At 72.7% G+C, this 24,185-nt stretch carries 21 protein-coding genes and 1 pseudogene; 9 read left to right on the top strand and 13 right to left on the bottom strand.

Annotation, left to right across the window (positions count from 1 at the left end; all coding sequences use genetic code 11):
* Positions 1-16 precede the first annotated feature (16 nt).
* Positions 17-376, bottom strand: a complete 360-nt coding sequence (locus tag IE274_RS33235) for an ArsR/SmtB family transcription factor (protein ID WP_190119660.1) — start codon at positions 374-376, stop codon at positions 17-19.
* A gap of 137 nt (positions 377-513) precedes the next feature.
* On the opposite strand from IE274_RS33235, the gene IE274_RS33230 reads away from it, so the two are divergent.
* Positions 514-1,854, top strand: coding sequence for an MFS transporter (locus IE274_RS33230; protein ID WP_190119659.1), 1,341 nt, complete (start codon positions 514-516; stop codon positions 1,852-1,854).
* Positions 1,855-1,981: 127 nt separating this feature from the next.
* On the top strand, positions 1,982-2,512 hold the full coding sequence (gene cpt, locus IE274_RS33225) for a chloramphenicol phosphotransferase CPT (protein WP_190119793.1): 531 nt from the start codon (positions 1,982-1,984) through the stop codon (positions 2,510-2,512).
* On the opposite strand, the gene IE274_RS33220 is transcribed toward cpt, so the two are convergent.
* The gene (locus IE274_RS33220; protein ID WP_229909973.1) at positions 2,505-3,551 is read right to left on the bottom strand and encodes a GlxA family transcriptional regulator; all 1,047 of its coding nucleotides are present in this window, start codon (positions 3,549-3,551) and stop codon (positions 2,505-2,507) included. The genes cpt and IE274_RS33220 overlap by 8 nt on opposite strands.
* Positions 3,552-3,716: 165 nt before the next feature.
* On the opposite strand from IE274_RS33220, the gene IE274_RS33215 reads away from it, so the two are divergent.
* The 4 genes from IE274_RS33215 (at position 3,717) to IE274_RS33200 (ending at position 8,019) form a co-directional block, all read left to right on the top strand.
* Positions 3,717-4,559 carry a dienelactone hydrolase family protein gene (locus tag IE274_RS33215; RefSeq protein WP_190119658.1) on the top strand — a complete coding sequence of 281 codons (843 nt, stop codon included), beginning with the start codon at positions 3,717-3,719 and terminating at the stop codon, positions 4,557-4,559.
* 81 nt (positions 4,560-4,640) lie between these two features.
* The gene (locus tag IE274_RS33210; RefSeq protein WP_190119657.1) at positions 4,641-5,057 is read left to right on the top strand and encodes a DUF6463 family protein; all 417 of its coding nucleotides are present in this window, start codon (positions 4,641-4,643) and stop codon (positions 5,055-5,057) included.
* A 132-nt stretch (positions 5,058-5,189) separates the two neighbouring features.
* Positions 5,190-6,815, top strand: coding sequence for a serine/threonine-protein kinase (locus IE274_RS33205; protein WP_190119656.1), 1,626 nt, complete (start codon positions 5,190-5,192; stop codon positions 6,813-6,815).
* 91 nt (positions 6,816-6,906) lie between these two features.
* Positions 6,907-8,019 carry an alpha/beta hydrolase gene (locus IE274_RS33200; protein WP_190119655.1) on the top strand — a complete coding sequence of 371 codons (1,113 nt, stop codon included), beginning with the start codon at positions 6,907-6,909 and terminating at the stop codon, positions 8,017-8,019.
* On the opposite strand, the gene IE274_RS33195 is transcribed toward IE274_RS33200, so the two are convergent.
* From IE274_RS33195 to IE274_RS33185, 3 genes are all read right to left on the bottom strand, one after another.
* Positions 7,973-8,482, bottom strand: a complete 510-nt coding sequence (locus tag IE274_RS33195) for a ricin-type beta-trefoil lectin domain protein (RefSeq protein ID WP_190119654.1) — start codon at positions 8,480-8,482, stop codon at positions 7,973-7,975. The two genes, IE274_RS33200 and IE274_RS33195, sit on opposite strands and share 47 nt — an antisense overlap.
* Positions 8,483-8,691: 209 nt before the next feature.
* The gene (locus IE274_RS33190) at positions 8,692-9,450 is read right to left on the bottom strand and encodes a DUF3472 domain-containing protein (RefSeq protein WP_190119653.1); all 759 of its coding nucleotides are present in this window, start codon (positions 9,448-9,450) and stop codon (positions 8,692-8,694) included.
* Positions 9,451-10,066: 616 nt separating this feature from the next.
* Positions 10,067-12,934: an NACHT domain-containing protein gene (locus tag IE274_RS33185; protein ID WP_190119652.1), complete on the bottom strand. Its 2,868-nt coding sequence runs from the start codon at positions 12,932-12,934 to the stop codon at positions 10,067-10,069.
* A gap of 180 nt (positions 12,935-13,114) precedes the next feature.
* Between IE274_RS33185 and IE274_RS33180 the strand changes: the two genes are divergently transcribed.
* Entirely contained in the window at positions 13,115-13,726 is a 612-nt protein-coding gene (locus tag IE274_RS33180; RefSeq protein WP_190119651.1) for a dihydrofolate reductase family protein, read from the top strand.
* A 39-nt stretch (positions 13,727-13,765) separates the two neighbouring features.
* On the opposite strand, the gene IE274_RS33175 is transcribed toward IE274_RS33180, so the two are convergent.
* The 4 genes from IE274_RS33175 to IE274_RS33160 form a co-directional block, all read right to left on the bottom strand.
* Positions 13,766-14,974 carry an alpha/beta hydrolase gene (locus IE274_RS33175; RefSeq protein WP_190119650.1) on the bottom strand — a complete coding sequence of 403 codons (1,209 nt, stop codon included), beginning with the start codon at positions 14,972-14,974 and terminating at the stop codon, positions 13,766-13,768.
* An 88-nt stretch (positions 14,975-15,062) separates the two neighbouring features.
* Positions 15,063-15,524, bottom strand: coding sequence for a DinB family protein (locus IE274_RS33170; RefSeq protein ID WP_229909989.1), 462 nt, complete (start codon positions 15,522-15,524; stop codon positions 15,063-15,065).
* Between the two features lie 213 nt (positions 15,525-15,737).
* The gene (locus IE274_RS33165; protein WP_229909972.1) at positions 15,738-16,760 is read right to left on the bottom strand and encodes a YncE family protein; all 1,023 of its coding nucleotides are present in this window, start codon (positions 16,758-16,760) and stop codon (positions 15,738-15,740) included.
* A 140-nt stretch (positions 16,761-16,900) separates the two neighbouring features.
* Positions 16,901-17,950 carry an aldo/keto reductase gene (locus tag IE274_RS33160; protein ID WP_190119647.1) on the bottom strand — a complete coding sequence of 350 codons (1,050 nt, stop codon included), beginning with the start codon at positions 17,948-17,950 and terminating at the stop codon, positions 16,901-16,903.
* Positions 17,951-18,129: 179 nt separating this feature from the next.
* On the opposite strand from IE274_RS33160, the gene IE274_RS33155 reads away from it, so the two are divergent.
* Positions 18,130-18,825, top strand: coding sequence for a M15 family metallopeptidase (locus tag IE274_RS33155; RefSeq protein ID WP_190119646.1), 696 nt, complete (start codon positions 18,130-18,132; stop codon positions 18,823-18,825).
* Here the strand turns inward: IE274_RS33155 and IE274_RS33150 are convergent.
* From IE274_RS33150 to IE274_RS33135, 4 genes are all read right to left on the bottom strand, one after another.
* Complete coding sequence (locus IE274_RS33150; protein WP_190119645.1) at positions 18,818-20,200, bottom strand: HAMP domain-containing sensor histidine kinase; 1,383 nt, start codon at positions 20,198-20,200, stop codon at positions 18,818-18,820. The genes IE274_RS33155 and IE274_RS33150 overlap by 8 nt on opposite strands.
* Positions 20,200-20,898 carry a response regulator transcription factor gene (locus tag IE274_RS33145; protein ID WP_190119644.1) on the bottom strand — a complete coding sequence of 233 codons (699 nt, stop codon included), beginning with the start codon at positions 20,896-20,898 and terminating at the stop codon, positions 20,200-20,202. The genes IE274_RS33150 and IE274_RS33145 overlap by 1 nt, the downstream gene beginning before the upstream one ends.
* A 46-nt stretch (positions 20,899-20,944) precedes the next feature.
* Positions 20,945-22,522 carry an alpha/beta fold hydrolase gene (locus IE274_RS33140; protein WP_198897886.1) on the bottom strand — a complete coding sequence of 526 codons (1,578 nt, stop codon included), beginning with the start codon at positions 22,520-22,522 and terminating at the stop codon, positions 20,945-20,947.
* 131 nt (positions 22,523-22,653) lie between these two features.
* The gene (locus IE274_RS33135; protein ID WP_190119643.1) at positions 22,654-23,625 is read right to left on the bottom strand and encodes an immunity 49 family protein; all 972 of its coding nucleotides are present in this window, start codon (positions 23,623-23,625) and stop codon (positions 22,654-22,656) included.
* Between the two features lie 178 nt (positions 23,626-23,803).
* Here IE274_RS33135 and IE274_RS33130 point away from each other — a divergent pair.
* Positions 23,804-24,185, top strand: a pseudogene (locus IE274_RS33130) (barstar family protein); the annotation flags it as partial.

The following is a 24,185-nucleotide window of genomic DNA, read 5'->3' as shown; positions in this document are numbered from 1 at the left end:
GCGCGGGCGCCCGCTCTCAGTCGTGCGGAGCCTTGCCGCTCACGCGATGGTCGGCGTGGCTGAGTGCCTCGATGACCAGTCGGCGCAGATGGCCGTCGCGCAGGCTGTAGTACATGTGCCGCCCCTCGCGGCGCGCCTCGACCAGGCCCGCGAGCCGCAGCTTCGCCAGGTGCTGGCTCACCGCCGTCCGTGAGGCGGCGCATCGCTCGGCGAGCGATCCGACGTCCGACTCCTCCTGCGCGAGGAGCCACAGCAGGTGCAGGCGCGTGACATCGGACAGCAGCGCGAACACCTCGGTCGCCTCCGCGAGGCGCGCGCCGTCGGGAGCACGCAGATGCACACCGGGTGCAGGTGGCAAGGGATCGCGAGCAGGCATGCACCCAGCGTAGTCGCCCCGACAGGAGGGCACGGCAGTCGCCCCCGGGCCGCCGACATCAACATGTGCGTATGTGCGCACATATAGCTATGATGGAGGTGCCGGCCCCGCCAACCACCCGGCCAGGGATGTGAGCCATGCTCTCCGTCTTGCGCAATCGCACCTATCGGCACCTGTTCGCCGCCCAGGTCATCGCCCTGACGGGCACCGGCCTGGCCACGGTCGCGCTCGGCCTGCTGGCGTACGACCTCGCGGGCGCCGACGCCGGTTCGGTACTCGGCACCGCTCTCGCGATCAAGATGGCGGCGTACGTGGTCATCGCCCCGGCCGTCGGCGCGATCGCCGACCGGCTGCCGCGCAGGAGCCTGATGATCGGGGCGGACCTGATCCGCGCCGGGGTGGCGCTCACGCTGCCGTTCGTGGACCAGATCTGGCAGATCTACGTCCTGATCTTCCTGCTCCAGTCGGCCTCGGCGGCCTTCACACCGACCTTCCAAGCCGTGGTTCCCGATGCCCTGCCCGACGAGCGCGACTACACCCGGGCGCTGTCCCTGTCCCGCCTCGCCTACGACCTGGAGAACCTGTTCAGCCCGGCACTCGCCGCCGCGCTGCTCGCCGTGATGACGTACAACTGGCTCTTCCTCGGCACCGTGGCGGGGTTCCTGGCATCGGCCGTGCTCGTGGTGTCCGTCGTCCTACCGAAGGCGGTCGCCCCGCCGGAGCCGGGTGGGGGCAGTGTGTACGCCAAGGCCACCGCGGGTTCGCGTCTCTTCTTCGCCACGCCCCGGCTGCGCGCCCTGCTCGCGCTCAACCTGACCGTGGCGGCGGCCGGTGCCATGGTGACCGTCAACAGCGTGGTGTACGTGCGGGACCGGTTCGGCCTCGGGGCGGCGGAGGTCTCGCTGGCGCTCGGGGCGTACGGCGGTGGCTCCATGCTGGTCGCACTGGTGCTGCCGCGCGTGCTCGACCGGGTCCCGGACCGCGCCGTGATGCTGGGCGGCGCCCTGCTGCTCACGCTGGGCTTCGCGGCGCTCGGTGCCGTCACGGCGGCGAGCGGCGGAGGGTGGCGCTGGCCCACGCTGCTCGGTGTCTGGGCCCTGTTCGGCGGCGGGTCCTCGATGGTGCTCACGCCCTCCGGCCGACTGGTGCGACGGGCGGCGCCGCCCGAGCGGCGGACCCAGGCGTTCGCCGCGCAGTTCTCTCTCTCGCACGTCTGCTGGCTGCTGACGTATCCCCTGGCCGGCTGGCTCGGCGCGACGGCGGGCCTGCTCTCGGCCGTGGCCGCGCTCGGTGTGCTCGCCCTGGCCTCCGGGGTCCTCGCGACGCGGTTGTGGCCGTCGCGGGCGGCGGCACCGGTCGAGCACGAGCACACCGGCATCGGCACGGAGCACCCGCACCTCGCGGACGCGGTACGGGTCGGCCGCGCCTGGCGGCACAGCCACCGCATCCTGGCGGACGGGCTGCACGCCCATCGGTGAGCCGACACGAACGGGGTCCCGCAGGTGAAGCGGAGCAACGGCCCGAAGGCTGCGGCCGCCTAGCCGGTGGCGGCGCCGGTGGAATTCGTTTGGTGTGTTCGCACGGTGCTTCTACTGTGGCGCGGTGATGACCCAGGTGATCGTTCTCAACGGTGGTTCCAGCTCGGGGAAGTCCGGGATCGTGCGGTGTCTGCAGGCGGTGCTGCCGGGGCCGTGGCTGGCCTTCGGGGTCGATACGTTTGTCGACGCGCTGCCCGCGGCGATGCGGAAGTCGGACGCCGGGATCGCGTTCGGGCCGGACGGTGAGGTGGCCGTCGGGCCGGAGTTCCACGCGCTGGAGGCGGCCTGGATCGAGGGGCTGGCCGCGATGGCCCGCGCGGGGGCCCGGATCGTCGTCGATGAGGTGTTCCTCGGCGGCGTGGAGTCGCAGGAGCGGTGGCGGCGGGCGCTGGGCGAGTTGGGGGTGCTGTGGGTCGGTGTGCGGTGCGACAGCGCCATCGCCACGGACCGGGAGGTCGCGCGGGGCGACCGGGTTGCCGGGATGGCCGCGGCCCAGGCCGATGTGGTGCACCGGGGCATGGTGTACGACCTGGAGGTGGACACCGGGCATGCCGAGTCGATGGCGTGCGCGCGGGCGATCGCAGCGCGGGTCAGGTAGGCGCGGGCTCCGTTGTCGTGCCGCTGGCGCTCTGGCGTGACGGCGGGACGACGGTGCGCGGCGCGGGGGACGCCGGGGTGTCGTGTCGGCGGAAGGTCGCGCGGTACGTGCTCGGCTGTTGGCCCGTGTGGCGGGTGAAGACCTGGCCGAAGGCCCCGGCGTCGCGGTAGCCGACGTCGCCGGCGATGCGCGCGACGGTCCGGTCGGTCGTCTCCAGGAGGTGCCTGGCCCGGCGTACCCGGGCGGAGTGGAGGTAGGCGAGTGGGGTCTCACCGGCTTCGTCGCCGAAGCGGCGGAGCATGGTTCGCGTGCTGACGCCGAACTCCTCGGCGAGGGCGGGCAGGTCGTAGCGGGCCGCGAGGCGCTGGTCGAGCCACCGCTTCACGCCGAGCGAGAAGCCGCTGCCCACGGCGGGCAGGAGTCCGAGGTCCACGTACGCGGCCTGGGTGGAACGCGCGTCGTCGAGCAGGGCGATGCGCGCCGTGCTGCGGGCGACGCGGGGGCCGTCGTGCTCGCGGATGAAGCGGAGCGCGAAGTCGTACATCGCGCTGAAGGCGGCGGTGGTGGTCACGCCTCGGTCGGTCACGACCAACTCCTCGGCGCGGACACCCACATCGGCGTACCGCCGCGCGAAGCGGTCCGCGTACAGCCAAGAAGTCGTCGCCTCGCGTCCCGCCAGCAGTCCGGCCTCCGCCAGGAGGAAGGCGCCCACGCAGATCGACACGACCGCGGTCCCTGCGGTGGCATGCGCGCGGATGGACGTCACTTCCGGCTTCAGGTTCGCGAGGGTGGTGTCGAGGTCGGCGGCAGGTGAGAGCTCGAATCCCGGCACGATCAGCACGTCCGCGGGGCGCATCGCCGAGACGCCGATGCCCATACCGCCGGACACGGTCACCCGTCGGCGCGGCGAGACGACCGACACCTCGTAGGACGACTCCTCCGCTCCGCGCGCGGCGGCGACGTGACCGGCCATGGTCAGGAGGTCGAGGACGCCGAACACCTCCGACCCGAAGCAGCCCGGGTAGGCCAGCACACTCACCCGCAGCGGAACCACACGACACCTGCCTCCGGCTCTTTGACACTTCGACGCCCCGGCACTTCGGCATCTCGGCACTTCGGCGCCCCGGCGCTTGGCGAGATCACCGTGAAGTGTGGCGATCTCGCCGCTTCTCGGCAAGAGCAGCCTCTCGTCATCCTGGGCGTCATGACAACCGTGCGAGGGCAACGCGACGACCTCCTGGGGGACTTCTCCCGGAGGACCGTCACCGTCGATGACGTCAGCAAGACCGTGTACGTCTGCGGGTCGGGGCCGGCCGTCATCCTGATGCCGGAGATGCCGGGCATCAGCCCCGACCTCGCGCGGTTCGCACGCTGGGTGCGCGACGCGGGCTGCTCCGTCTACGTGCCGTCCCTCTTCGGCGTCGACGGCGCCTATCCGCTCGCCGAGGCGGGCGAGGCCGTCGTGCGCCGCGCCTGTGTCAGCGCCGAGTTCCGGGCCTTCGCCGGTGGCGGCACCAGCCCCGTCGCCTCCTGGCTGCGCGGCCTCGCCCGCATCGCGCACGCCGAGCGCGGCGGTCCCGGTGTCGGCGCCGTGGGGCTGTGCTTCACCGGCAACTTCGCCCTGACCATGGCGCTCGAACCAGCGGTCGTCGCGCCGGTGGTCAACCATCCGTCGCTGCCGCTCGACGACCCCGGCGGTCTGGAGCTCGGCCCCGAGGACGCCGCCGCCGTGGCCGAGCGCGTGGAGCGCGACGGCCTGAAGGTGCTCGCCTACCGCTTCGACAACGACAAGTGGTGCACCGGCCAGCGCTTCGCGGCCTACCGGGCGCTGCTCGGCGACGCGTTCGACGGCCGGGTCCTGCCCGGCGAGGTGGCGAACACGAACCCGCCGCCCTTCTTCCGCGACAGCGTCGGGTGTGCCCACAGTGTCGTCACCGCACATCTCGTCGACGAGGAAGGCCATCCGACCCGGCAGGCCCGCGACGAGATCATCGCGTTCCTCACCGAACGGCTCGGGATCCGGGACGACCCGAGCGCTCGCCCCTGAGGCAACCCGTGGCCCGCTGCGTCTGACCCATCGGAGGCGCAGCCGCATCCAGTGGCTCCACCACGAGAACGGAGAGTTCGGATGATCAAGTGGGCTGGTTGGCTCATCGCGATGTTCGGAGCGGCGCACACACTCCTCGCCCTCACGGTGGAAGAAGCCGCGAGCCACGCCGGGGACTGGTTCGGCGGGGAGCTGTGGGGCGATGACCTCTCCGCGATGAGCTCGGCGAACAGCGCGTACTGGCTGAGCTGGAACAGCTTCGGCCCGCCGCTCGTCGTCATCGGCCTGATGGTGCTGTGGCTGCACCGCCGGGGCATCGTGCCGCCGCCGTTCATCGCGTGGACGCTGGGAGTGTGGGCCGTGGGCGACACGGTGATCCTCGGGCTCTCGCCCTCGCCGGTCATCCTGCTCGCGAGCGTGCTGTTGCTCGTCGGGGCCCGGCGTGCCGACCGCAACGACGCCCCGGCGCCCGCTGCCGATACGACCCGGGCCCCGTAGCGCGGGACGCTCGCACCGCCCCCGGATCCCCCTCCGATCGCCCCTCCGATCACCCCCGTTTGCCGCCCGTTTAAGCTTCTGTCGCTGGTCAGCCCATCCGCTGACCAGATGGTGACAGGGGGAAGAGCGCCGATGAACCATCCGGCTGAGGTGTTCCAGGCGTTGCAGGCGGACGATCCGCCGCTGGTGGCCGGTTACCGTCTCGCCGCCCGGCTCGGCGCCGGCGGCATGGGCCGGGTGTATCTGTCGCACACGCAGGGCGGCCGACCGGTGGCGATCAAGGTGGTCCGGCCGGAGCTGGCCGACAACCCGGACTTCCGGCGGCGGTTCCGCCGGGAGGTGGAGGCGGCCCGGCGGGTCCGGGGCGCGTACACCGCCGAGTTGATCGACGCCGACGCGAACGGCGTCCCGCCCTGGCTGGCCACGCTGTACGTACCCGGGCCCTCGCTGGCGGACGCGGTCACCCGGCGCGGTCCACTGCCGGTGTCCGCGGTGCTGTGGCTGGTGGCGGGGGTGGCCGAGGCGCTGCAGGCCATCCACGGCGCCGGCATCGTGCACCGGGACCTGAAGCCGTCGAACGTGCTGCTGGCCGCCGACGGTCCGCGCGTCATCGACTTCGGCATCTCGCTGGCCTCCGACATCACCTCGCACACGGCCACGGGTTCCGCCGTCGGCACGCCCCAGTTCATGGCTCCCGAGCAGGCGTCCGGGGGTGAGGTCACGGCGGCGACCGATGTGTTCGCCCTCGGGCAGACGGCGGCGTTCGCGGCGCTCGGAGAGCCGCTGTACGGGGACGGCCCCTCGGTCAGCGTGCTGTACCGGATCGTGCACTCCGAGCCCGATCTGTCGCTGCTGCCCGTACAGCTCCGCCCGTTGATCGCCCGATGTCTGGCCGCCGATCCCGCGGAGCGGGCCACCCTGGCGGAGGTCGTCCAGTGGTGCCGGCAGCGGCTGGGCGGGGACGCGGGCCCGGGGCCGGAGGTGTGGCGGGAGGTCATGGGGCCGGAGGTGCGGGTTCCGGCGCCGGTACCCGACCCCACTCCGGTGCACACGACGCCGCTGGTCGCGCAGACCCGGCCGACGGCGCCGGACGAGCGACGGGCCCGCAAGAGACGTACCACGCTGATCACCGTCGCGGCCGTGGCGGCGGGGGCGCTGGTGGCCGGAGGGCTCGCCTGGACGGTCATGGACGCGCGGGACGGGTCCCGGGACCGGAAGGCGGCCGGGCCGTCGGCGGCCGGCGCGGGGGCGTCCGCCCGGTCGGGCGGCTCCGCGTCGGGGTCGGACTCCGCGTCGGAGCCGGGCGGGTCGGCGGCGGAGCGTACGGAGTCGGGGGCCGACGCGGGAACCAAGGGGTCCTCGTCGACCGCGCCCGAGCCGCCGCGTGCCATCCCGTACCCCTCCCAGTGGCTGGACGAGAAGAACTCGCTGAACATCAAGGAGCCGGTCGAGCGCAAGGACCGCAAGGGCGACCTCCGCTTCGTCTGCAACGACACCAACTGCTCGTTGGAGAGCGACAAGAGCGTGATCACCATGCTCTACAGCAAGCCGGGGGCCACCCTTGAGTCCTGTCGCATCGCCCTCACCGGCGCGGACAGCCGCCGCCTCCCCCTGGCCGCGGCAGCGGCGGGCAGCGAGGTCTGCGTCAAGCACCCCTCCGGCGATATCGCGCTGCTGGTCATCCAGGTGAAGTCGACCGCGCTGCCGAAGAGCGGGATCAGTTTCTTGACCGCCGACATGACGGTGTGGCGGGCGTAGTGGGGTACTTCTGCGAGCACGTGATGGGGTACTTCCGTGAGCACGTAGTGGGGTACTTCCGTGAGCGGCAGAGCCGTCCGTGGGGTGGGGCATGAGTGACCGCAATCCGCCCGCGCAGTCCGGCCGTGTCGTCCCGACGCCGCAGGCAGCGCCTCCCTTCGACCCCGAACTGCGCCCCGTCCTCGACGCCTTGGGCCGGGAGGTACGGGAGTCGCTCACCCCGGACAACCTCCGGGCCCGGCAGGAGCGGGACGCCGCGGCCCGGCCCCGGCCGACGGTCGGGGAACTGTGCGCCGACGGACGGTTCGAGGTGGCGGAGTTGCGGGTGCCGGGGCCGCCGGACGGGCCGGACGTCACGCTGGTGAGCGCGCGGCCGGCCGGGGTCGTCGGGCCGCTGCCGCTGCTGTACTACATGCACGGCGGCGCCATGGTCATGGGCAACGCCTGGTCCGTGCTGCCGCGGATCCTGCGTGAGTGGGTCCTCCCGTTGAACCTGGCGGTCATCTCGGTCGAGTACCGCCTCGCGCCGCGCGCGCAGTACCCGGCACCGCTGGATGACTGCTACGCCGGACTCGCCTGGGCGGCCGAGCACGCGGCCGACCTGGGCATCGACGCGGACCGCATCATCGTCGGAGGCAAGAGCGCGGGCGGCGGGCTCGCCGCGGCCCTCGCCCTGCTGGCCCGCGACCGCGGCGGCCCCGGCGTGCTGGGGCAACTGCTGCTGTGCCCGATGCTCGACGACCGCGGCAGCACGTTCTCCAGTCACCAGATGTCGGGCCTCGGCCTGTGGGACCTCACCTCCCACGCGACCGCGTGGAAGGCACACCTCGGCGACCGTCACGGCGCCGCGGACCTGCCGCCGTACGCGGCCCCCGCCCGCGCCACGGACCTCTCCGGTCTGCCCCCGGCCTACATCGACGTCGGGTCGGCCGAGATGTTCCGGGACGAGGACGTGGCGTACGCGAACGCGCTCTGGCAGGCCGGTGGCCAGGCCGAACTGCATGTGTGGCCCGGCGCGTACCACGGCTTCGACGGCATGGTGCCGCGTGCGGCCCTCACCTTGGACGCACGCGAGGCCCGCACGCGCTGGCTGCGACGCCTGCTCGCGCAGTCCGGCCACCGCCCGGGCGGCCCGCCGCGCTCCGACGACGGGGCGGTCAGCGGCTCTGCGGCCGGAAGTCCCAGTGGGCGCTCGGATCGGTGATGCGCACCGTGGTGGAGAAGACCACGACTTGGTTTCCCCAGGCCTGCGTCTCGTGCATGAGGCCGCCCGGCACACGCGGCGCGACGGCGGCGCCGAACAGCACGAACAGCTTCGATCCGTCGTTCGGATCGCAGGCGCCTCGGTAGGCGCCGACGAGGCCCGCCACGGGGCGGGCCCAGAGGCAGCCGCCCGCGGCGTTGCGGGCGAGCCGGTCGCTGCCGGAGATGATCTCGGGCCACCACAGCTGGGACGCCCGCCCCGCCTCGCACGGCGCGAGGTTGACCACGTCGTTCTCGAACGCGGTCAGGCACTTCCCCGTGGACTCGCTCACCCACTGCCCCCAGGTCGCCGCCTGACTCGGGCTGCCACCCGACAGGCCGAGCCCCAGGAACAGCGCGGCCGCCGCAGCCGTGGCCCCGGCACGGCGCCGCATGTGTGCCCGTCCGGATTCGCGTAGACGCACCACCCCGACCTCCTCAGGCCGTGACACTCCTGGGCTTGGCTCTACCCAGGTGCCCCAGGGTCCGCCCTTGCGAGCCGTCAACTCACTCGTTCGGGTGAGGTTTGGCCCGGCGGCGACGTCGCTTCGGTGCGGCTCGACTGGTGCGGCGCCCCCGGACCGGCGATTGGCCGCAGGCGGGCGTCAGGGCCCGCCGCGGCGCCAGGGCCCGCTCACGACACGAAGCCGCGGGTGATGTGTGTGCCCGCTCCGTCGTTCTCGGCCCGGTAGTTGGCCTTGCCGACGCAGTCGCTGTACTCGTAGTTGGCCCTTGACGTGCCGCTCAGGCCGCCCGCGTCGGTGCTGGTGGGACCGCCGAGGATGACGTCGGACCTGGGCATTTCGGCGCAGCTCGGGATCCCTGCGTAGTACTCCACGAAGCCGCCCTGGGAGCCCTTCAGGTTGCCGCTGCCGGACGGCAGCGTGTAGGTGCCCAGGTGGGTGGAGGCGCCGGTGACGGTGTCCCGCGCCGTGCCGGTCCAGGTGTCGGTGCCGGTCCGCTGGACCTTGATGTCGTAGCGGTGGCCGTAGACGGCGTCGAAGTCCACCGCGCAGGTGACGCCCGGCCCGCCGTCGGCGCCCTCGTGGCAGTTCGGGTCGGAGGTGGTCGCGCCCTTGGTGAAGGTCGAGAAGCGGGCGGAGAGGCGCTCGTTGCCGCCGCTGTTCGCGCGCGGCTGCAGGCCTGTGTAGCCCATGCCGTTCTCGAAGTCGTACTGCTGGGCGAAGTAGATCCCAGCCTTGTGGGCCGTGGCGGGCTGCACCGTCATGGGGAAGGTGATGTTGGTGAGGCCGGAGCTCGGGGTGCCAGGGAGGGACCAGCTCACCGAGACGTTCCCGCCGCCGACGGAGGCGGAGGCCGGGTGGGGGGCGAGCAGAAGCAGGCCTGCGGCCGCGGCTGCCGCGGCGGAGAAGCGGAGCGTACGGACTGGCATGGGCTGTTCCTCTCAGTGGGGGTGTCGAGGAAGAGACGGCCGCCAATGGCCGCTTCTGGGCGCGTTCCGCTACGGGAAGACGTGCTGCGTGGTGTCGTGGTCGTGGTCCTTGATGGCGGGCTGCGGCGGCGCACTGGTGCCGGGGAGCGCGGAAGGTGTCATCGGACGCTTCCCTTACGGCACTTGTACTCAGCTGTCGTCCGTGACGACATGGACTAGTACGGGGCCGGACTTGGACTCTTCGCCGCGCCACGGTGTGCGAGGGGTCGCCGCCGACGTGTTGCTCAAGCCCGCACCCAGGCGAGCGCCCTGTCCTGACCGCTCCGTGCGGCGGCCAGGACAGGGCCGGTCAAGGCGTCACCCGCACCGGGAGCACGAACAGCTCACCGGCGGGACGCGCTACTCGATACGCGTCACTTGATACGCGACGCGACACCGCGCTCGGCACCGCCACCGACGGCGCCGCCCTCGCACCCGCGACACGGGCGGCTCGGGCCTGGGCCTGCCCATCGCACGCGACATCGCACGGGCCCACGACGGCACCCTGGACATCATCCCGGCGGCGGGCGGTGCCCGACTCCCCGTGCTCCTGCCGCGGTTGGGGCAGCCCTCGCGATCACCGTGACCCCCGCACCCGATCGAGCACCTCCTCCGCGATCTCACGCATCACCACCACGTCGTGGTGGGCGGAGCCCCGCGCGGAGCCACCGGAGTCCTTCACCCGCAGGTCGACGCAGACGTTGTCCTGACGCACGATCACCCGGCCACCGCTCTCGGACCCCCACCAGGCCGCCTCATCACCGAGACCGACCTCCTGTCGGCGCTCCCCGCGACTCCGGCTGTCGGTCTCCGCGGCCCGGAAGCCCACGATGGCTCGCTCCACCGCGCTCTCCCCCACGGCCGCCGACTCTCTCGTGACCAGCAGCTCGACGGACGGTGACTGGTCCTTGTGATCGGTGCGCCACGTACAGAGCGAGTACGTCTCGTCGTCGGGCAGAGCCGACTTCACGAGCAGCGGCCCAGGTATCACCCGCGCGGCCAGGTCCCGGTTCAGCAACGCGCACGCGGAGGGCAGCGAGCGGTAGCGCTCGTCGTTCGGGGTGGCAAGGGTGATGATCAGTTCTGGCACGACCAGGGACAGCGTCAGAGCCACCCCGTAGTGCGCCAGGGTGGTGGCCTTGCGGGCCCGGCCGAGGCCTGCCCGGGCGGGGACGGGCCGGGGCGGCGCCAGGGTGTCCTGGAGTCTGCCGTGCCGGAAGGACAGGACACCGCCGGACTGGCGGAGGGCACCGCGTGCGCAGGCGTCCTCCAGGAATTCCAGGACCCGCCAGGGCAGTCGGCCGGTCGCAGCCAACCAGATCCTCGCGACGGTGAACTTCCCCCACGCCGACACGGCGATCCCATACAGCAGGAGGGCCGCCGCCGCGCTCAGGGAGGTCAGCAGCCAGTCCCCGGCGGTGACGACGTCGTAGACGTCCGGCGGTGGTGCCGCTCCCGCGTAGAGGTACGTCGTGGTGTGTTCGTTCAGGAACAGGGCCAGCGGGGCGAGGAGGCACACGGCCGCGGCGAAGCCTCGGCGTGGTGCGGTGAAGGCGCGGGTGCCGGGCAGTGCCAGCGTGACCCGGCGGTCCGTGCGCAACAGGGCGCGGGGGCCGGGGGCCAGGGAGTGGTCGGCGACGCCCTGGAAGGCCGAGCCGCCCGCGAGAAGGACGAGCGGGAGGGCCAGGTAGAGGCCCAGCCACGGGGACTCTCCGGTCGCGCTCAGGGTGGTGAGGGTCAAGACGACCGTGACGGGGACCATCAGGGCGGTTCTTCGCAGGAAGGGGATTAGCCAGCCGCGTTTCGTGAGGGTCCACGGTGCGGCGCTGTCCACCGCGGCGTCGATGACGGCGAGGGCGGCGAAGGGCGCCACCAAGGCGATCAGCGGCACGGTTCCGATGCCGAACGGGGCCTCGAAGGGCCGTGTGTAGCCGACAGGTGCCAGTGCCACCAGGCTCAACGCCATAGCGACGGCCGCCCCGGCGCCGCGCACGAGCCAGGGCACGGCGAGCGGCAGGCTCCACCAGGTCACCTCCCGGGCGCCCTGGTCCCGGGCGTGCCCGGCGAGGAACTCGAGGCAGCGGTGGGCGTCATCGGCGTCCCAGCGGCGCCCGGGACTCGCGGCGGCGAGGGCCGCGTCATAGGCGGCGGGGACGAACTGGTCGAGGAGATGGGCCTCGATGGCGGCGCGGGCGGGGAAACGTCGCGGGTCGAGCAGTTCCTCCGGGTCCCTGTCGGTGTCGCTGTAGGCCTTGCGGGCGAGGGCGGCCATGAGGGGGGTGGCCAGCGCCTCGGTGAGCAGGTGGATCCGGGCCGCGCGCCGCGGATCACCGGCGGGGGCGGTGAGCGCACGGTCCCACACGGTGGTGGTGCGCTGCCTGTCCCCCGGCCGTGGCCGGGTGGTGCGTCGCAGGTAGTCGGTCAGGTCGGCCACAGTGAGGGGGCGCATGCCGATGGCGGCCGCGCCGGTGAGCGGGCGGGTGTTCCGTGCGGCGTCGCGGTACTCCGCCGCGCGGCTGGTGAGGACGGCCTGGGCGGCGCGGTCGAGGGTGCCGTTGAGTGTGCTCAAGGCGTTCGGCCGTACGGTCTCGGGGAGTTCGTCGAAGCCGTCGAGCACCGGCAGCAGTCGGCCGGTGCGCAGCAGCTCGCGGCAGATGTCGCGGGCGGAGGCGGTGCCGGTGCCCAGGGCGGCGTAGCGGCGGCTGAGCGCTTCGGCGGCCCACTCCCACAGGTCCGGCTCGGTCTCCGGCCGCCAGGAGGCGAGGGGCAGGATCACCGGGACCTTGTCTCCGGGCTGTCTGCGTTCCAGGAGGTCGAGGGCGAGCCGGACCACCAGCACCGACTTGCCCGTGCCCGCCGGGCCGAGGACGACGAGTCGGCCGGACGGGACGCGGTCGAAGACGTCGGCGATCTCCTCGAAACGGCCGGAGAGCGAGAGGGGACCGTCGCCGGTGATGTTCTCCCAGTGGTCGATCAGCTCGTCGGGCGCGCCCGTCCAGCGCACGGGAATCGGCGCCGGGTCCTGCAACCGGCGCAGCCGCTCCTCCCGGAGCAGTTGCTCGCGCACGGCCGTCGCGAGCCGATCGGCCGCCGCGTTCAGCTCCGGGTCGGAGCGATCGCCCCACAGCACCCGGGACCGGCGGTGCCGGGCGAGCGCGGCGGGCGCCAGCCACATCCCGAAGGTCACCAGGACCGCGCTCACCGCACCGGCCATCAGATCGAACGCCCGCAGCCGTGCACCGCTGCCGACGTCGACGCCGACCACGAACAGCACCGCACCCGCCACCATCGAGCAGCCCGCGAGCACAAGGCGGGCGGCGAGCCAGCGGCCGTCGACCGGGCGACGGCCGTCGTGGAAGTGGATGCCGCCGTGGATGGTGTGGGCCTGGATGACCGTGTGCGCGGTGCCCGAGAACGCGTTGTGCGACACCGGATCCTGCTCCATGCGCCCCCTCACGCACCCCTGCTCGTGCCGTCCCGTCGCGGACGCCAGTCAGGTGTACACCAACCGGACGTGAAGCTCACACAGTGCCTGCGTTCGGACCGATGAGTGTCTGCGCTCCACCGGGTCTGAGGAGTGGGACGATCGCGTCCCCCATCGAGGCCGAAGAGAAAGCGGTACGCCATGAAGCTGGTCGTGCAGGAGTTCCTGTCGCTCGACGGTGTGTCCCAGGGGCCGGGGTCCCCGGACGAGGACACCAGCGACGGGTTCACGCGGGGCGGCTGGTTCGTGCCGCATCTGGACGCGGAGTTCGAGCGGATCGCCGGTACGTGGCTGGGCGAGGCCGACGCGATGCTGTTCGGCCGTCGTACGTACGAGAACTTCGCGCGGGACTGGCCGACGATGACCGACCACCCCTTCGCCCCCGTCATGAACGGCCTGCCGAAGTACGTGGCCACCCACAGCCTCACCAAGGCCGACTGGGACCCGACCACGATCCTGTCCGGCGACATCCCCGCCCAGGTCGCCGAGCTCAAGCGGCAACCCGGACGGGAACTGCAGATCCACGGCAGCGCCCGCCTCGCCCAGTCCCTGCTGGCCGCCGGTCTTGTCGACACGTTGCGGCTCGCGATCGCCCCGGTCGTGGTGGGCACGGGCCGGCGCCTGTTCCCGGACGGCGGCGCACCGGCCGGGCTGCGGCTCGTCGGCCAGCAGACGACGCCGGGTGGCCTGTCGGTGCACACCTTCGAGGCGACGGGGCTGCCGGAGTACGGGACCTACGGGGCCGGGGCGTAGGCCTCTGGTGGCGGACGGGCGCCGATGGACGGCCGGGGGTCAGCTCCCGGACGTCCAGCCGATCGTGATCTCGGGGTAGGCGGCGTCCGGGACGTCCAGGGACGGCGAGGTCGTGGCGCGGCCGCGCAGCCAGTGGTCGAAGAACGCGCGGACGTAGTCCCCCGTGACCGCCTGCGACCGGCGCCCTTCGGCCGTGCCGAAGAACTTGGCGTACCGTTCCGCGGTCCACACCTGGTCGAGCCGCAGCCCGACGCCGAGCGCCGCGAGGTCGTTGAAGCTGTAGTGGCGCGCACCGCTCAGGACCATGCGGCGGCCCCAGGCCGTGTGGTGGGCCATGAAGTCGCTCCAGGTCGGCAGCTCCATCGGCTCGGTGAACAGCAGGAACGGCTGCTTGAGCCCGGTCTGCGCGGCGTCCGTCTGGAGTGCCCCGTCCAAGCAGGCGCCGGCGGTGAACCGCGGGTCGGTGCGGAGCACTTCGGCGGCCGCCGAGCCGCCGAGGGAGTGGCCGAACACGCCGACGCCGGTGTGCCGCAGCGCCCCCGTGATCTCCGCGGGCAGTCGCGTCGTGCGCTGCCCGGTCACGACGTCGAGCACGAAGCTGAGGTCCGCGGCGCGGACGTCGGAGTACGTGCGCAGCATCGCCTGGTCGCCGGTGGCGGGATTCTGCGGGACGATCCGGCCGTCGGGGAACTGGGTCGGGCCGTCGTAGGTGTGGTTCACGCCGATGACGACGTAGCCGTGGCTTGCCAAGTCCTGGGCGAAGGCCGTGCCAGTGGCCGCGGGGTCCTGGCGGCCCGGGCCGAAGAACACCACGGGGGCCCGGCGCAGGCGCGGGTGCACCGGCGCGTCCTGCCAGGCTCCTGTGCGTACCGACCCCAAGGAGCCTTGCGGGAGTTCGAAGCGCTGCTCGACGACCGGCTCCAGACCGGCCGTGAGGTACCGGGCGCGCTGCGGGCCGCGGGTCCCGGCGGCCGCGTACCAGACCTGGATCATCAGCTCGCGCGGCGTCGCCGTGGGTGCGAAGGGGTCCTTGCGGCGGTCGTCGACGAGGTGGAAGGTGCGGGTGCCGACCGCGTACGGGCCGGTGGCCGCGGGCAGGGGGACTGGGGCGGCGGCCGGGGAGGCGAAGGCCGCTCCGGCTCCGAGGCCACCGGCGACCGCCGCCGTCGCCCCCGTCACCGACGCCCGGAGTATCGAACGGCGCGAGAGCTCTCCCGCAGGCTGGTCCGTCGAAGGCTGGTCCGTCATGGAGGGTTCTCCTTGGTAGCGCCACAGCGCGGGTCGGTGGCCCGCGAGAGCTGGGGGTCGCGCGTCACCGCTGGGGTGACGCGCCGTGTCAGAGGCCGATCGCCCCGTCGATCCGCTCCCGCAGCAGATCGGCGTGGCCGTTGTGGCGCGCGTACTCCTCGACCATGTGGATGAGCACCCAGCGCAGGGACACGGTGCCGCGCCAGGAGTCCGTGCCTGCCACGTCGAGGTGGGGCGCGTCGGTCACGAAGCGCTCGGCGAAGGCGACTTCCGCCTGCCACGCGTCCCACGCCGCCGCGGCGAGGGCGGGGTCGGGCAGCGCGCCGGTGAAGTCCGCGTCGGGTTCGGCCGGCGAGCAGAACAGGGCCGGTACGTCCTGGGCGGCGAGCACCCGTCGGAACCAGCGGCGCTCCACTTCGGCGAGGTGCCGCACCAGGCCGAGCAGCGACAGCGTGGACGGTGTGGCCGATCGCTGCGCCAACTCCGCGCCGAGGCCCGCGCACTTGAGCGCGAGCGTCGCGCGCTGCGCCGCGAGGAACCCGACGAGCATCGCGCGCTCGTCGCCGGTGGCGGGCCCGCTGAAGCGGTCTTCGCCGGAGCCGACCGCACTCGACGCGCCGGCGGCGGCCGGACCGGCCTCGAACAGCTCGGCTCGTCTCCTGGTGACGTGTTCCTGAGGAAGGTGTGTCATCCGTACATCATCATCCGCGCGGCCCGCGCACCCCGCGCCGGGGCGGCCGCGGCGCTGGGCCGCGCCGACCGCTCACGAGGTGGCGGGCAGCAGCACCGAGGAGTCCGGTTCCAGTTGGGTGGCGAAGCCGCCGATGACGGTGAGGCGGTCCAGGTCGACGACGGCGATCCGGTTGTTGCCGAGCTGGGAGACGTACGCGATCGGCTTGGCGGGGTGGAACGACACGGCGGACGGGGTGCCGTCGAGGCGGAGGGAGCGGATCGGTCGCAGGTCGGTGCTGAAGACGGTGAGGGTGTTGGCGGCGATGTCCGTGGCCAACAGCCGTTCGTCGTCGAGGGTGTACACGCGCAGGGGGTCTCCGCCCACCTTGCGGCTCCGGCGTACCTTCATGGTGCGGGCGTCCACGGCGACCAGGGACGCGCTCTTGCGGGCGCCGACGAACAGGGTCTTCTCGTCACGGCTGAGGCAGCTGCTCTCGGGCAGTTGGCCGGGGGTGACGAGGAGGGGTGGGGCGGCGGCGTCGTGGGGGCGGACGAGGCTCACCGTGTGGGACAGCAGGCCGGTGACGTAGGCGCGTTCGCCGTCGCGGCTGAGCGAGAAGAGGTGGGTCTTCACACCGTGCGTGGGTACCGCCCGGGTCGGGGCCCCGTCGGTGGTCGGGGCGTCGAAGCCGAGCAGGACCGCCTTCTCCTCGCTCAGGGCGTACAGCCGGTCGTGGCGGTCGATGCCCATGCCGTGGATGCGGTGGAACGGCCGGGTGTCGATGGTCCGGGCCAGGGTCCGCTCGGCGAGGTCGATGACGAGGACCGCGGCGCCGCCCTCGCCGACAGTGGCGGCCATGCGTACGCCGTAGTGCCCGACGTAGGCGAAGCGTCTGCGGGAGTCGACGACCATCTCATGCGGGTAGTCGGGAAGTTGGACGCTCCGCAGGCGCCGCCCCGAGGCGACGTCGTAGAAGCTCACCGCGTGGCTGCTCTTCTCCACGACCGCCAGCACGTCGGCGTCCTCCGCCCGGGAAGCACCGGCCGCGGCCGTGCTCAGCCCGCTCGCCAACGTCCCGGCCCCCGCGGCCTTGATCACCGTACGACGCGTCACCACAGTCCCTCACCTCGTCCTCTCGCCCTGCTCCCGCACCCCGACCTTCCTACCCTTGTCCCGTACCCCGACCTTCCTACCCTGGTCCCGCACCCCGACCTTCTTCCCCTGGTTTCTCCCCTGCCCGCCCCACCGCTCCCTCAGGCCGCGGACCTGGACCCGGCCGCGCGGCGCCGGAGCGACGGCGTGGTGAGCGACGGCGCCGTCCACGCGCCGTCCGGAGGATAGACGTCGGTACCGGGCGGCACGATCGCGTCGATCCGGTCGAGCGCGGCGTCGTCCAGGGCCACAGCGGCGCCCTTGAGCGTGTTCCGCAGCTGCTCCATCGTGCGCGGGCCGATGATCACCGAGGTGACGGCGGGGTGCGCGAGCGGGAAGGCGATCGCCAGCTCCGGCAGCGAACAGCCCACGTCGTCGGCCACCGCCACCAACTGCTCGACGACGTCCAGCTTCGCGGCGGTGCGCGGCGCCGACGGATCGAAGCGGTCGGGGTTCAGGGTGGGGCGGCCGCTGCTCAGGTCGAGGGCCCGGCCCTTGCGGTAGCGGCCGGTGAGGAAGCCCGAGGCCAGCGGGCTCCAGGTCAGCACGCCCATGCCGAGGCGCCGCGCCACCGGCAGGACCTGCTTCTCGATCCCCCGGGCGAGCAGCGAGTAGGGCGGCTGCTCGGTGCGGAACCGCTGGAGACCCCGGCGGTCGGCGACGTGGTACGCCTCGACGATGTCGTCCGCCGGGAACGTAGAGCAGCCGAACGCCCTGATCTTGCCCTGGCGCACCAGGTCGGTCAGCGCGGACAGCGTCTCCTCGATGTCGGTCGTGTGGTCCGGCCGGTGCACCTGGTACAGGTCGATCCAGTCCGTCCCCAGGCGCCGCAGGCTGTCCTCCACCTCCCGGACGATCCAACGCCGCGAGTTCCCGCCCCGGTTGGGCCCCTCCCCCATCGGGAAGTGGACCTTGGTCGCGAGCACCACGTCGTCGCGGCGGCCCTTCAGCGCCTTGCCGACGATCGTCTCCGACTCCCCGGCCGAGTACATGTCGGCGGTGTCGACGAAGTTGATGCCCTCGTCCAGCGCGGCGTGGATGATCCGGGCGCACTCGTCGTGGTCGGTGTTGCCGACGGCACCGAACATCATCGTGCCGAGGCAGTAGGGGCTGACCTCGATGCCGGTCCCGCCCAGAACGCGGTGGCGCATGCGACTCTCCTTGGCCGTTGGTCCTCTGAGTCCTCCGGGTCCTCGTGGTCCCGTGAGTGCGGCGACTCTACGAGGTGGAGCGCGCTCCAAGGCAAGCGCTGCTCCCGGCTGTCCCGGGCCGGGACTCCGACCGAGGAGCCGACTCCCGGCGCAGCCGTGGCCCAGGAGATGATCTCGCCATGAGCGAGATCATCCTGATGTCCGATCCGAAGGTCACCTCGACCCCCGTGCGGGAGTGCGGCGAACCGCTGGCGGACGTGCGTCGCGCAGCCGCCCTGCTGGTCGACGACCGGCTGCGGGACCCGGCGCACGCCTTCGTGTACCTGCGGGAAGGCGTCGTCAACCGGCTCCTGGAGGCCCAGACGCTGCTGCCCGACGGGCTGCGGCTGCTGTTCGTCGAGGGGTACCGCCCGCTGTCGTTGCAGCGCGCGTACTTCGAGGAGTACGCCGAGGAGCTGACGAAGCTCCACCCGGAGTGGCCAGCCGAGCGGATCCACGCGGCGGCGAGCCGCTACGTCTCCCCGCCCGACATCGCCCCGCACAGTGCGGGCGCCGCCGTGGACCTGACCCTGGCCGACACCGACGGACGCGAACTGGACCTGGGCACCGCGATGAACGCCTCCCCCGAGGAGAGCGCGGGCGCCTGCTACACCGGCGCCGACAGCATCACCGCCGAGGCCCGCGAGCACCGCCGCATCCTGGGGACGGCGCTGTCGGCCGCGGGCCTGGTGAACTACCCGACCGAGTGGTGGCACTGGTCGTACGGCGACCGCTACTGGGCCCTGGCCACCGGGGCGGAGCACGCCCCCTACGGGCCGCGGGAACTGCCCGGCGGCTCGGCGGCACCGAAGGACGGGCAGCCGACGGTCAGTTGAGCCGATCCGTGATCGCGGGGGCAGGCCTGCCGCCGTCCTCCCGCGCGGGGGCGGCGGCGTTGTCGTCGGGCCCGGTGTGCGGCGGCAGCCGGAAGCCGACCTCCGCGCCGCCTCCCGCCGCTTCGGCCGCGAACACGGTCCCGTTCTCCGCCTCGACGAGATCGTGGACGATCGCCAGGCCGAGCCCGGACCCCGGCGTGGCCTGGGTGCCGGGGCCACGGTGGAAGCGGTCGAAGACGGCCTGCCGTTCGTCCGGCGGGATGCCGGGGCCCTGGTCGCGTACGGACAGTTGGCAGCCATCGACGTGGAGGGTGATGGGGGTGTCCGGCGGGCTGAACTTGACGGCGTTGTTGAGGAGGTTGTCGACACAGCGCTGCAGGGCACGGGTGCGGGCGTGCACCGGGGTCGGCCGGGTGGTGGTGACGGAGATGGCGCGTCCGGTGCGCAGGCTGTGGCGGCGCGCGCTGTCCTCGGCCAGGGTCGGCAGGTCGATGCTCGTGGGGTCGTCCTCGGTGTAGCGGTCGGTGGCCAGTTCGACCAGTTCCCGTACGAGGTCGTCGAGGGCGACCGCCTCGGTGACCAGGGTGGCGAGGATCTTCTCCTCGTCCTTGGGGTCGAGTCGGCCGCGGGCCCGTTGCAGGAGTTCGGCGCTGCCGCGCACCGAGGTGAGGGGGGTGCGCAGTTCGTGGCTGGCGTTGTGGACCAGTTCCTGCTCCTTGCTGCGGGAGCGACGCAGGGCGCTCAGCATGGTGTCGAAGCTGAGGCTGAGCTGGCCGATCTCGTCCTTTCCCGCGGGCGGCAGCGGGGTGGAGAGGTCCTGGGTGCTGGTGATGCGCCGGGTCGTACGGACCAGGCGGCGCACCGGGCGCAGGATCCGGCCGACGGCGAGCCAGCCGAGCAGCGCGGAGAGGCCGGTCGCGGCGGCCGTGGTCCAGGAGATACGCCACAGGAAGTCGCGTTCGAGGCGCACGGCGTCGCGGTAGCTCTGGCCGACCATGACCGCGCCGCCGTCGGGAAGGGGCAGGGTGAGGATCCCGTACTCGGTGCCGGAGACCACGACGTCCTGGCGGCTGCTGCCCTTCCCCGTCCGGGCGACGCGGCGGTCCGCGGGTGCGACGGGCAGCGCCGCACGCCCCGGCGCCAGCGGCCGCACGGTGCCCCGCGGGGACAGGATCTGCTCGGTCATGTCGGGCCTCGGCGGCGGGGTGCGGTCGGCGGCGAGCAGGGTGACGGCCGTGTCGGCGCGGTCCTCGAGGCCGCGTTCGAGTTCGTCGGCGACGACGTCGCTCACGTTGCGGAAGGAGGCGAACGCCGTGACGGCGATGGCGAGGGCGGCGGCCGCGATGACCAGCACCGTGATCTTCGTGCGCAGCATCAGGCGGGCCTGACGGTGTAGCCGACGTTGCGCACGGTCTGGATCAGGCGGGGGCCGCCGTCCTGTTCGGTCTTGCGCCGCAGGTAGCCGATGTACACGTCGAGGGAGCGCGAGGAGGTGTCGAGGTCGTAGCCCCAGATGCGCTCGTAGATCTGGGTGCGGGTGAGGACGGCTCCCTGGTGCCGCAGCAGCAGTTCCAGTACGTCGAACTCGGTCTTGGTGAGGTCCAGCGGCTGCGGACCGCGCTCGGCCCGGCGGGCGGTGGGGTCCAGCGTGAGGTCGGCGACCCGCAGCAGGCCAGCGTCCGCGGGTGGGTCGGTGCGGCGCAGCAACGCCCGTATGCGCGCGAGGAGTTCCTCGGTGGCGAAGGGCTTGGCCAGGTAGTCGTCGGCCCCGGCGTCCAGACCGGCGACGCGGTCGCCGATCTGGTGGCGGGCGGTGAGCACGAGGATGGGCAGGCGCTCGCCGCGCCTGCGGAGCATCCGGCACAGTTCCAGTCCGTCCAGGCCCGGCATGACCACGTCCACCATCGCGAGATCCGGCCGCCGCTCCTCCAGCAGGCTGAGCGCGCCGAACCCGTCAGCGGCCACGAGCACGTGGTAGCCCTCGAAGCGGAGCAACTGCTCCAGGGTGCTGCGCACTCCCGGGTCGTCCTCGACGACCAGCACGGTGCGGTGGGTCTCGACAGCGTTCGTCATGGGGACATCTTCGCTGGTGGCGGGCCTGGTCATGGCAGTGGCCCCGTCAGCGGCGCACGGGGGCGACGGCGATCGGCGGGAGGCTCTGCAGGCAGGCGGTGTCGCCGGGAGTGCCGGTCCGGATGAAGCGGGCGGTGACACCCGTGACGCAGCCGCTCTGTTCCAGCTCGGGCACGTGTCCCACGTTGCGGACCGAGAAGAACGTGCTGTGGCCGAACTGGCGCCCGGCCGCCCGGCCGTTGGCGTCGGGGGTGTTGGCGTCGAGGTCGCCGGAGAGCACCAGGACGGGTACGTCCGGCATCCTGGGCCGGGTGGGCTGCGGGCTCGCGGTGGTGGCGCGGGGCCAGCCGATGCACACGTCACCGCCGTCCGTCGGCCCCTCGGTGAACCCCTTGGCGCTGAACGCCCCGTGCTCGCCGGGCTTCGTGGCCGCGAGGGCGGCACGGTACTGGCGCCACCGCTGGGCCGTCGACGCCTGCGTCGACCACGCCTTGCGGTAGTCGTTGCAGACCACCGCCGCGTACGGTGCCTGGTCCTCCGTGGTGGCCGACGAGGCCTCCTCCCGGATCAGGCGCCGCAGCGGCGCGGTGTCGCCCTGGACGAAGCGGTGCAGGGCGTGCGGCACGCTGCCGAGCAGCGACGGCTCGCCGGGGACGGCGCCCGCTCCGCGACTGGCCGCCTCGAAGAGCAGATTGGCGAGTTGGCCCTCCGTGAAGCGCAGTCGACGCTTGGCCCCGGCCGCCTCGAACGGCACGTCCAGGGGCCGGTCGCGCAGCCGTTCCGCCGTGGTGCGCAGGTCCCGCACAGCCTTTTGGCCGTCGCAGGCCGCCGGGACGGAGCGGTCGCAGATCCGGCGCAGAGCCAGCGACACGGCTTGCGCGCTGGGGCGGACGAGCGGGTCGAAGCCGAGGGGGTACGCCCCGGACAGCACGATGGACCGCACGCGCTCGGGGTGCCGGCTCGCGTACACCGGCATCAAGTACGTGCCGTAGGACAGCCCGTACAGCGTGAGCTTCTTCGCGCCGAGCCGGGCTCGGACGGCGTCGATGTCGTCCGCGGTGGCCGCCGTGGTGTAGCCCTGCGCCTTGGGGCCGAGGTTGCGGGCGCAGCGGGTGACGGCGTCGCGCTGCTGCTTTCTCGACCCGAAGCGGTACTCGACGTCGGTCACCCCGCACGGGATGCGCTCGGACCTGCCGGTGCCCCGCGGGTCGACGAGCAGGACGTCGTGGTCCTTGAGGACGGCGTCCAGACCGGCGGCGAACTCGGGGGCGCGGTCGATGGCGACCTCCCCGGGGCCGCCCGGGTTCACGGCGACGGTTCCCTTGGCCGCGCCCGGGCCCCGGTGTCGTACGACCGCGTAACTCACATCGATCGTGCCGAGCTTCGGCTTCCCGGCGACGAGCGGACGGGTGATCGCACCGCAGTCCACGCGGTGGTCGTCCACGGTGGGGCACCACTTCGGGCCGCTGCCTCGCTGGGGCGGCGCGGCCAGCGCCGTGGGTGCGGCCGCCGCCGTGGGTGCCACCGCCGTGGGTGTCGCCGAGGCCGTGGGTGTCGCCGAGGCCAGCACCGCCATCATGCTCGCCGCCAGTACCGTCCGCCGCACCGTGTTCTGGTTGGTCATCGTTGCTCCTCTCCTGTGACCACGACCTTGGCCTGGTCACTTCAGAGGGGCGGCAAAGCAATGACAAGAACAGGTAAGAATGCGTTCCGCGTACGGGCGCGCGGGGGCACTCGCCCACACACCCGCACGGACTACTTCGCGGCCCAGCCACCCAGGTTGTTCGCCTGGCCGTCCGCCGCGAGCCGCATGGCCTGCGGGGAACCCACAAGGTCGTCCGGCAGGTAGCCGGACCGGACGCGCAGCTCCCACCCGTGCGCCTGCACGGCGAGGGCGGCGAGCACCAGAGCCCCGAGCGGCAGCAGGGTCTTCGGTGCGGGGTCGGCCCCCACGCTCTCCCGGTGCTCGACGAGCCGGGCCACGAGGGCCTGTTCGAAGGCGGGCTGGTCATCGTCGAGGAGAACCCGAAGGAGACGGTGGTCCGGTGCGAGAGCGCCGGCTCCGTCCAACTGCCGGGCCGCCTCGGTGCGCTCGTCGGCGTCCGGCTTGCACAGGGGCACGGTGGGCCAGTCGCGCGGGAGGTGCCCCTGCGACCGGGTCAGGTAGCCGCACAGTGCGTCCATCGCGGCGAGATCCGGCCGGTCCGACGTCGAGGTGAGCGTCGAGTACGGCACCCCGTCACGGATCGCGGGCGCGTAATCGCTCCGCAGCAGCAGGCCGATCACCCGCTGCCAGTCCCACACGACCCCGCTGACGACACACACGGCGAAGGTGTCGAGCCAGGTACGGGCCGAGGGGGCCTGCTCGGACCCCTTGCTGAACGCGACGACGTCACCGAACGCGATGTCCTCGCTGGTCAGTTCCTCATTGATGAGCGGAAAGAGGATCTCCTGGTCACCGCCGGGGAAACAGCCGACGCTCAACTCCCCCAGGGCACATTCCGCGGCGGTCCGCAGCGCCGTGCGCGAGGTCTCGTCGAGTGGTCCGCCCGCCACGGTGCGGGCCGCGACGTGCTCCAGGAGTTCCTCCCCCATCTCCCGCATCTTCCTGGGGGACGGATCGTCGTAGCGCATCCAGTGCCACCGCCCCCGGGTCCGCCCGGTGATGTCGTCGAGCGCCTGGGCGATGTGCTCTTCCCTGACCTCGTGGCGTGTCACTTCCTGCACGGCTTGCGTCCTCTCCCATGATCTTCAGGTCGGACGCGGAACGCTATCAGCGGGCTCTGACATCGCCGTTGGCGATGGCGTCTTGGCCGGTCAAGGCTACGGAGGCATCCTCCAGGGAGAGGGAGGCGGAGCGGGACTGGTGCGATTCCTCCGGTTACGTGATCCGTAGGCTGCCCCCATGCCGACCGACGACACCACCGTCAACACCGCGAACGCCGTCAAGCACTTCCAGGACTGCTCCGACGTGTACGACTTCCTGGAGCAGATCCGCCTGCGGCCCGGCATGTGGCTACCGGCCGGCTCGCTGCAGCACCTGCAGTCCATCCTCACCGGCTACCGCGTGGCCCTCGCCGTGCACTCCCGCGACGAACCCTTCCCTTTCTGGCCCGAGGCAGACTTCACCGACTGGCTCCACGAGCACTACGGCACAGCCAGCTCGCTCACCTGGGCGGCGGAGATCGAACGCCGCACACCCGCCGACTCCACGCCGGTCGACGAGTTCTTCCGCCTCCTGGACACGTTCAGAGGCACCCCGTCCCAGGAACCCACGCCGACCGCGC

The organism is Streptomyces flavofungini (assembly GCF_014650815.1).
Lineage (GTDB): Bacteria > Actinomycetota > Actinomycetes > Streptomycetales > Streptomycetaceae > Streptomyces > Streptomyces flavofungini.
This window is presented reverse-complemented; position numbering and strand designations above follow the sequence as displayed.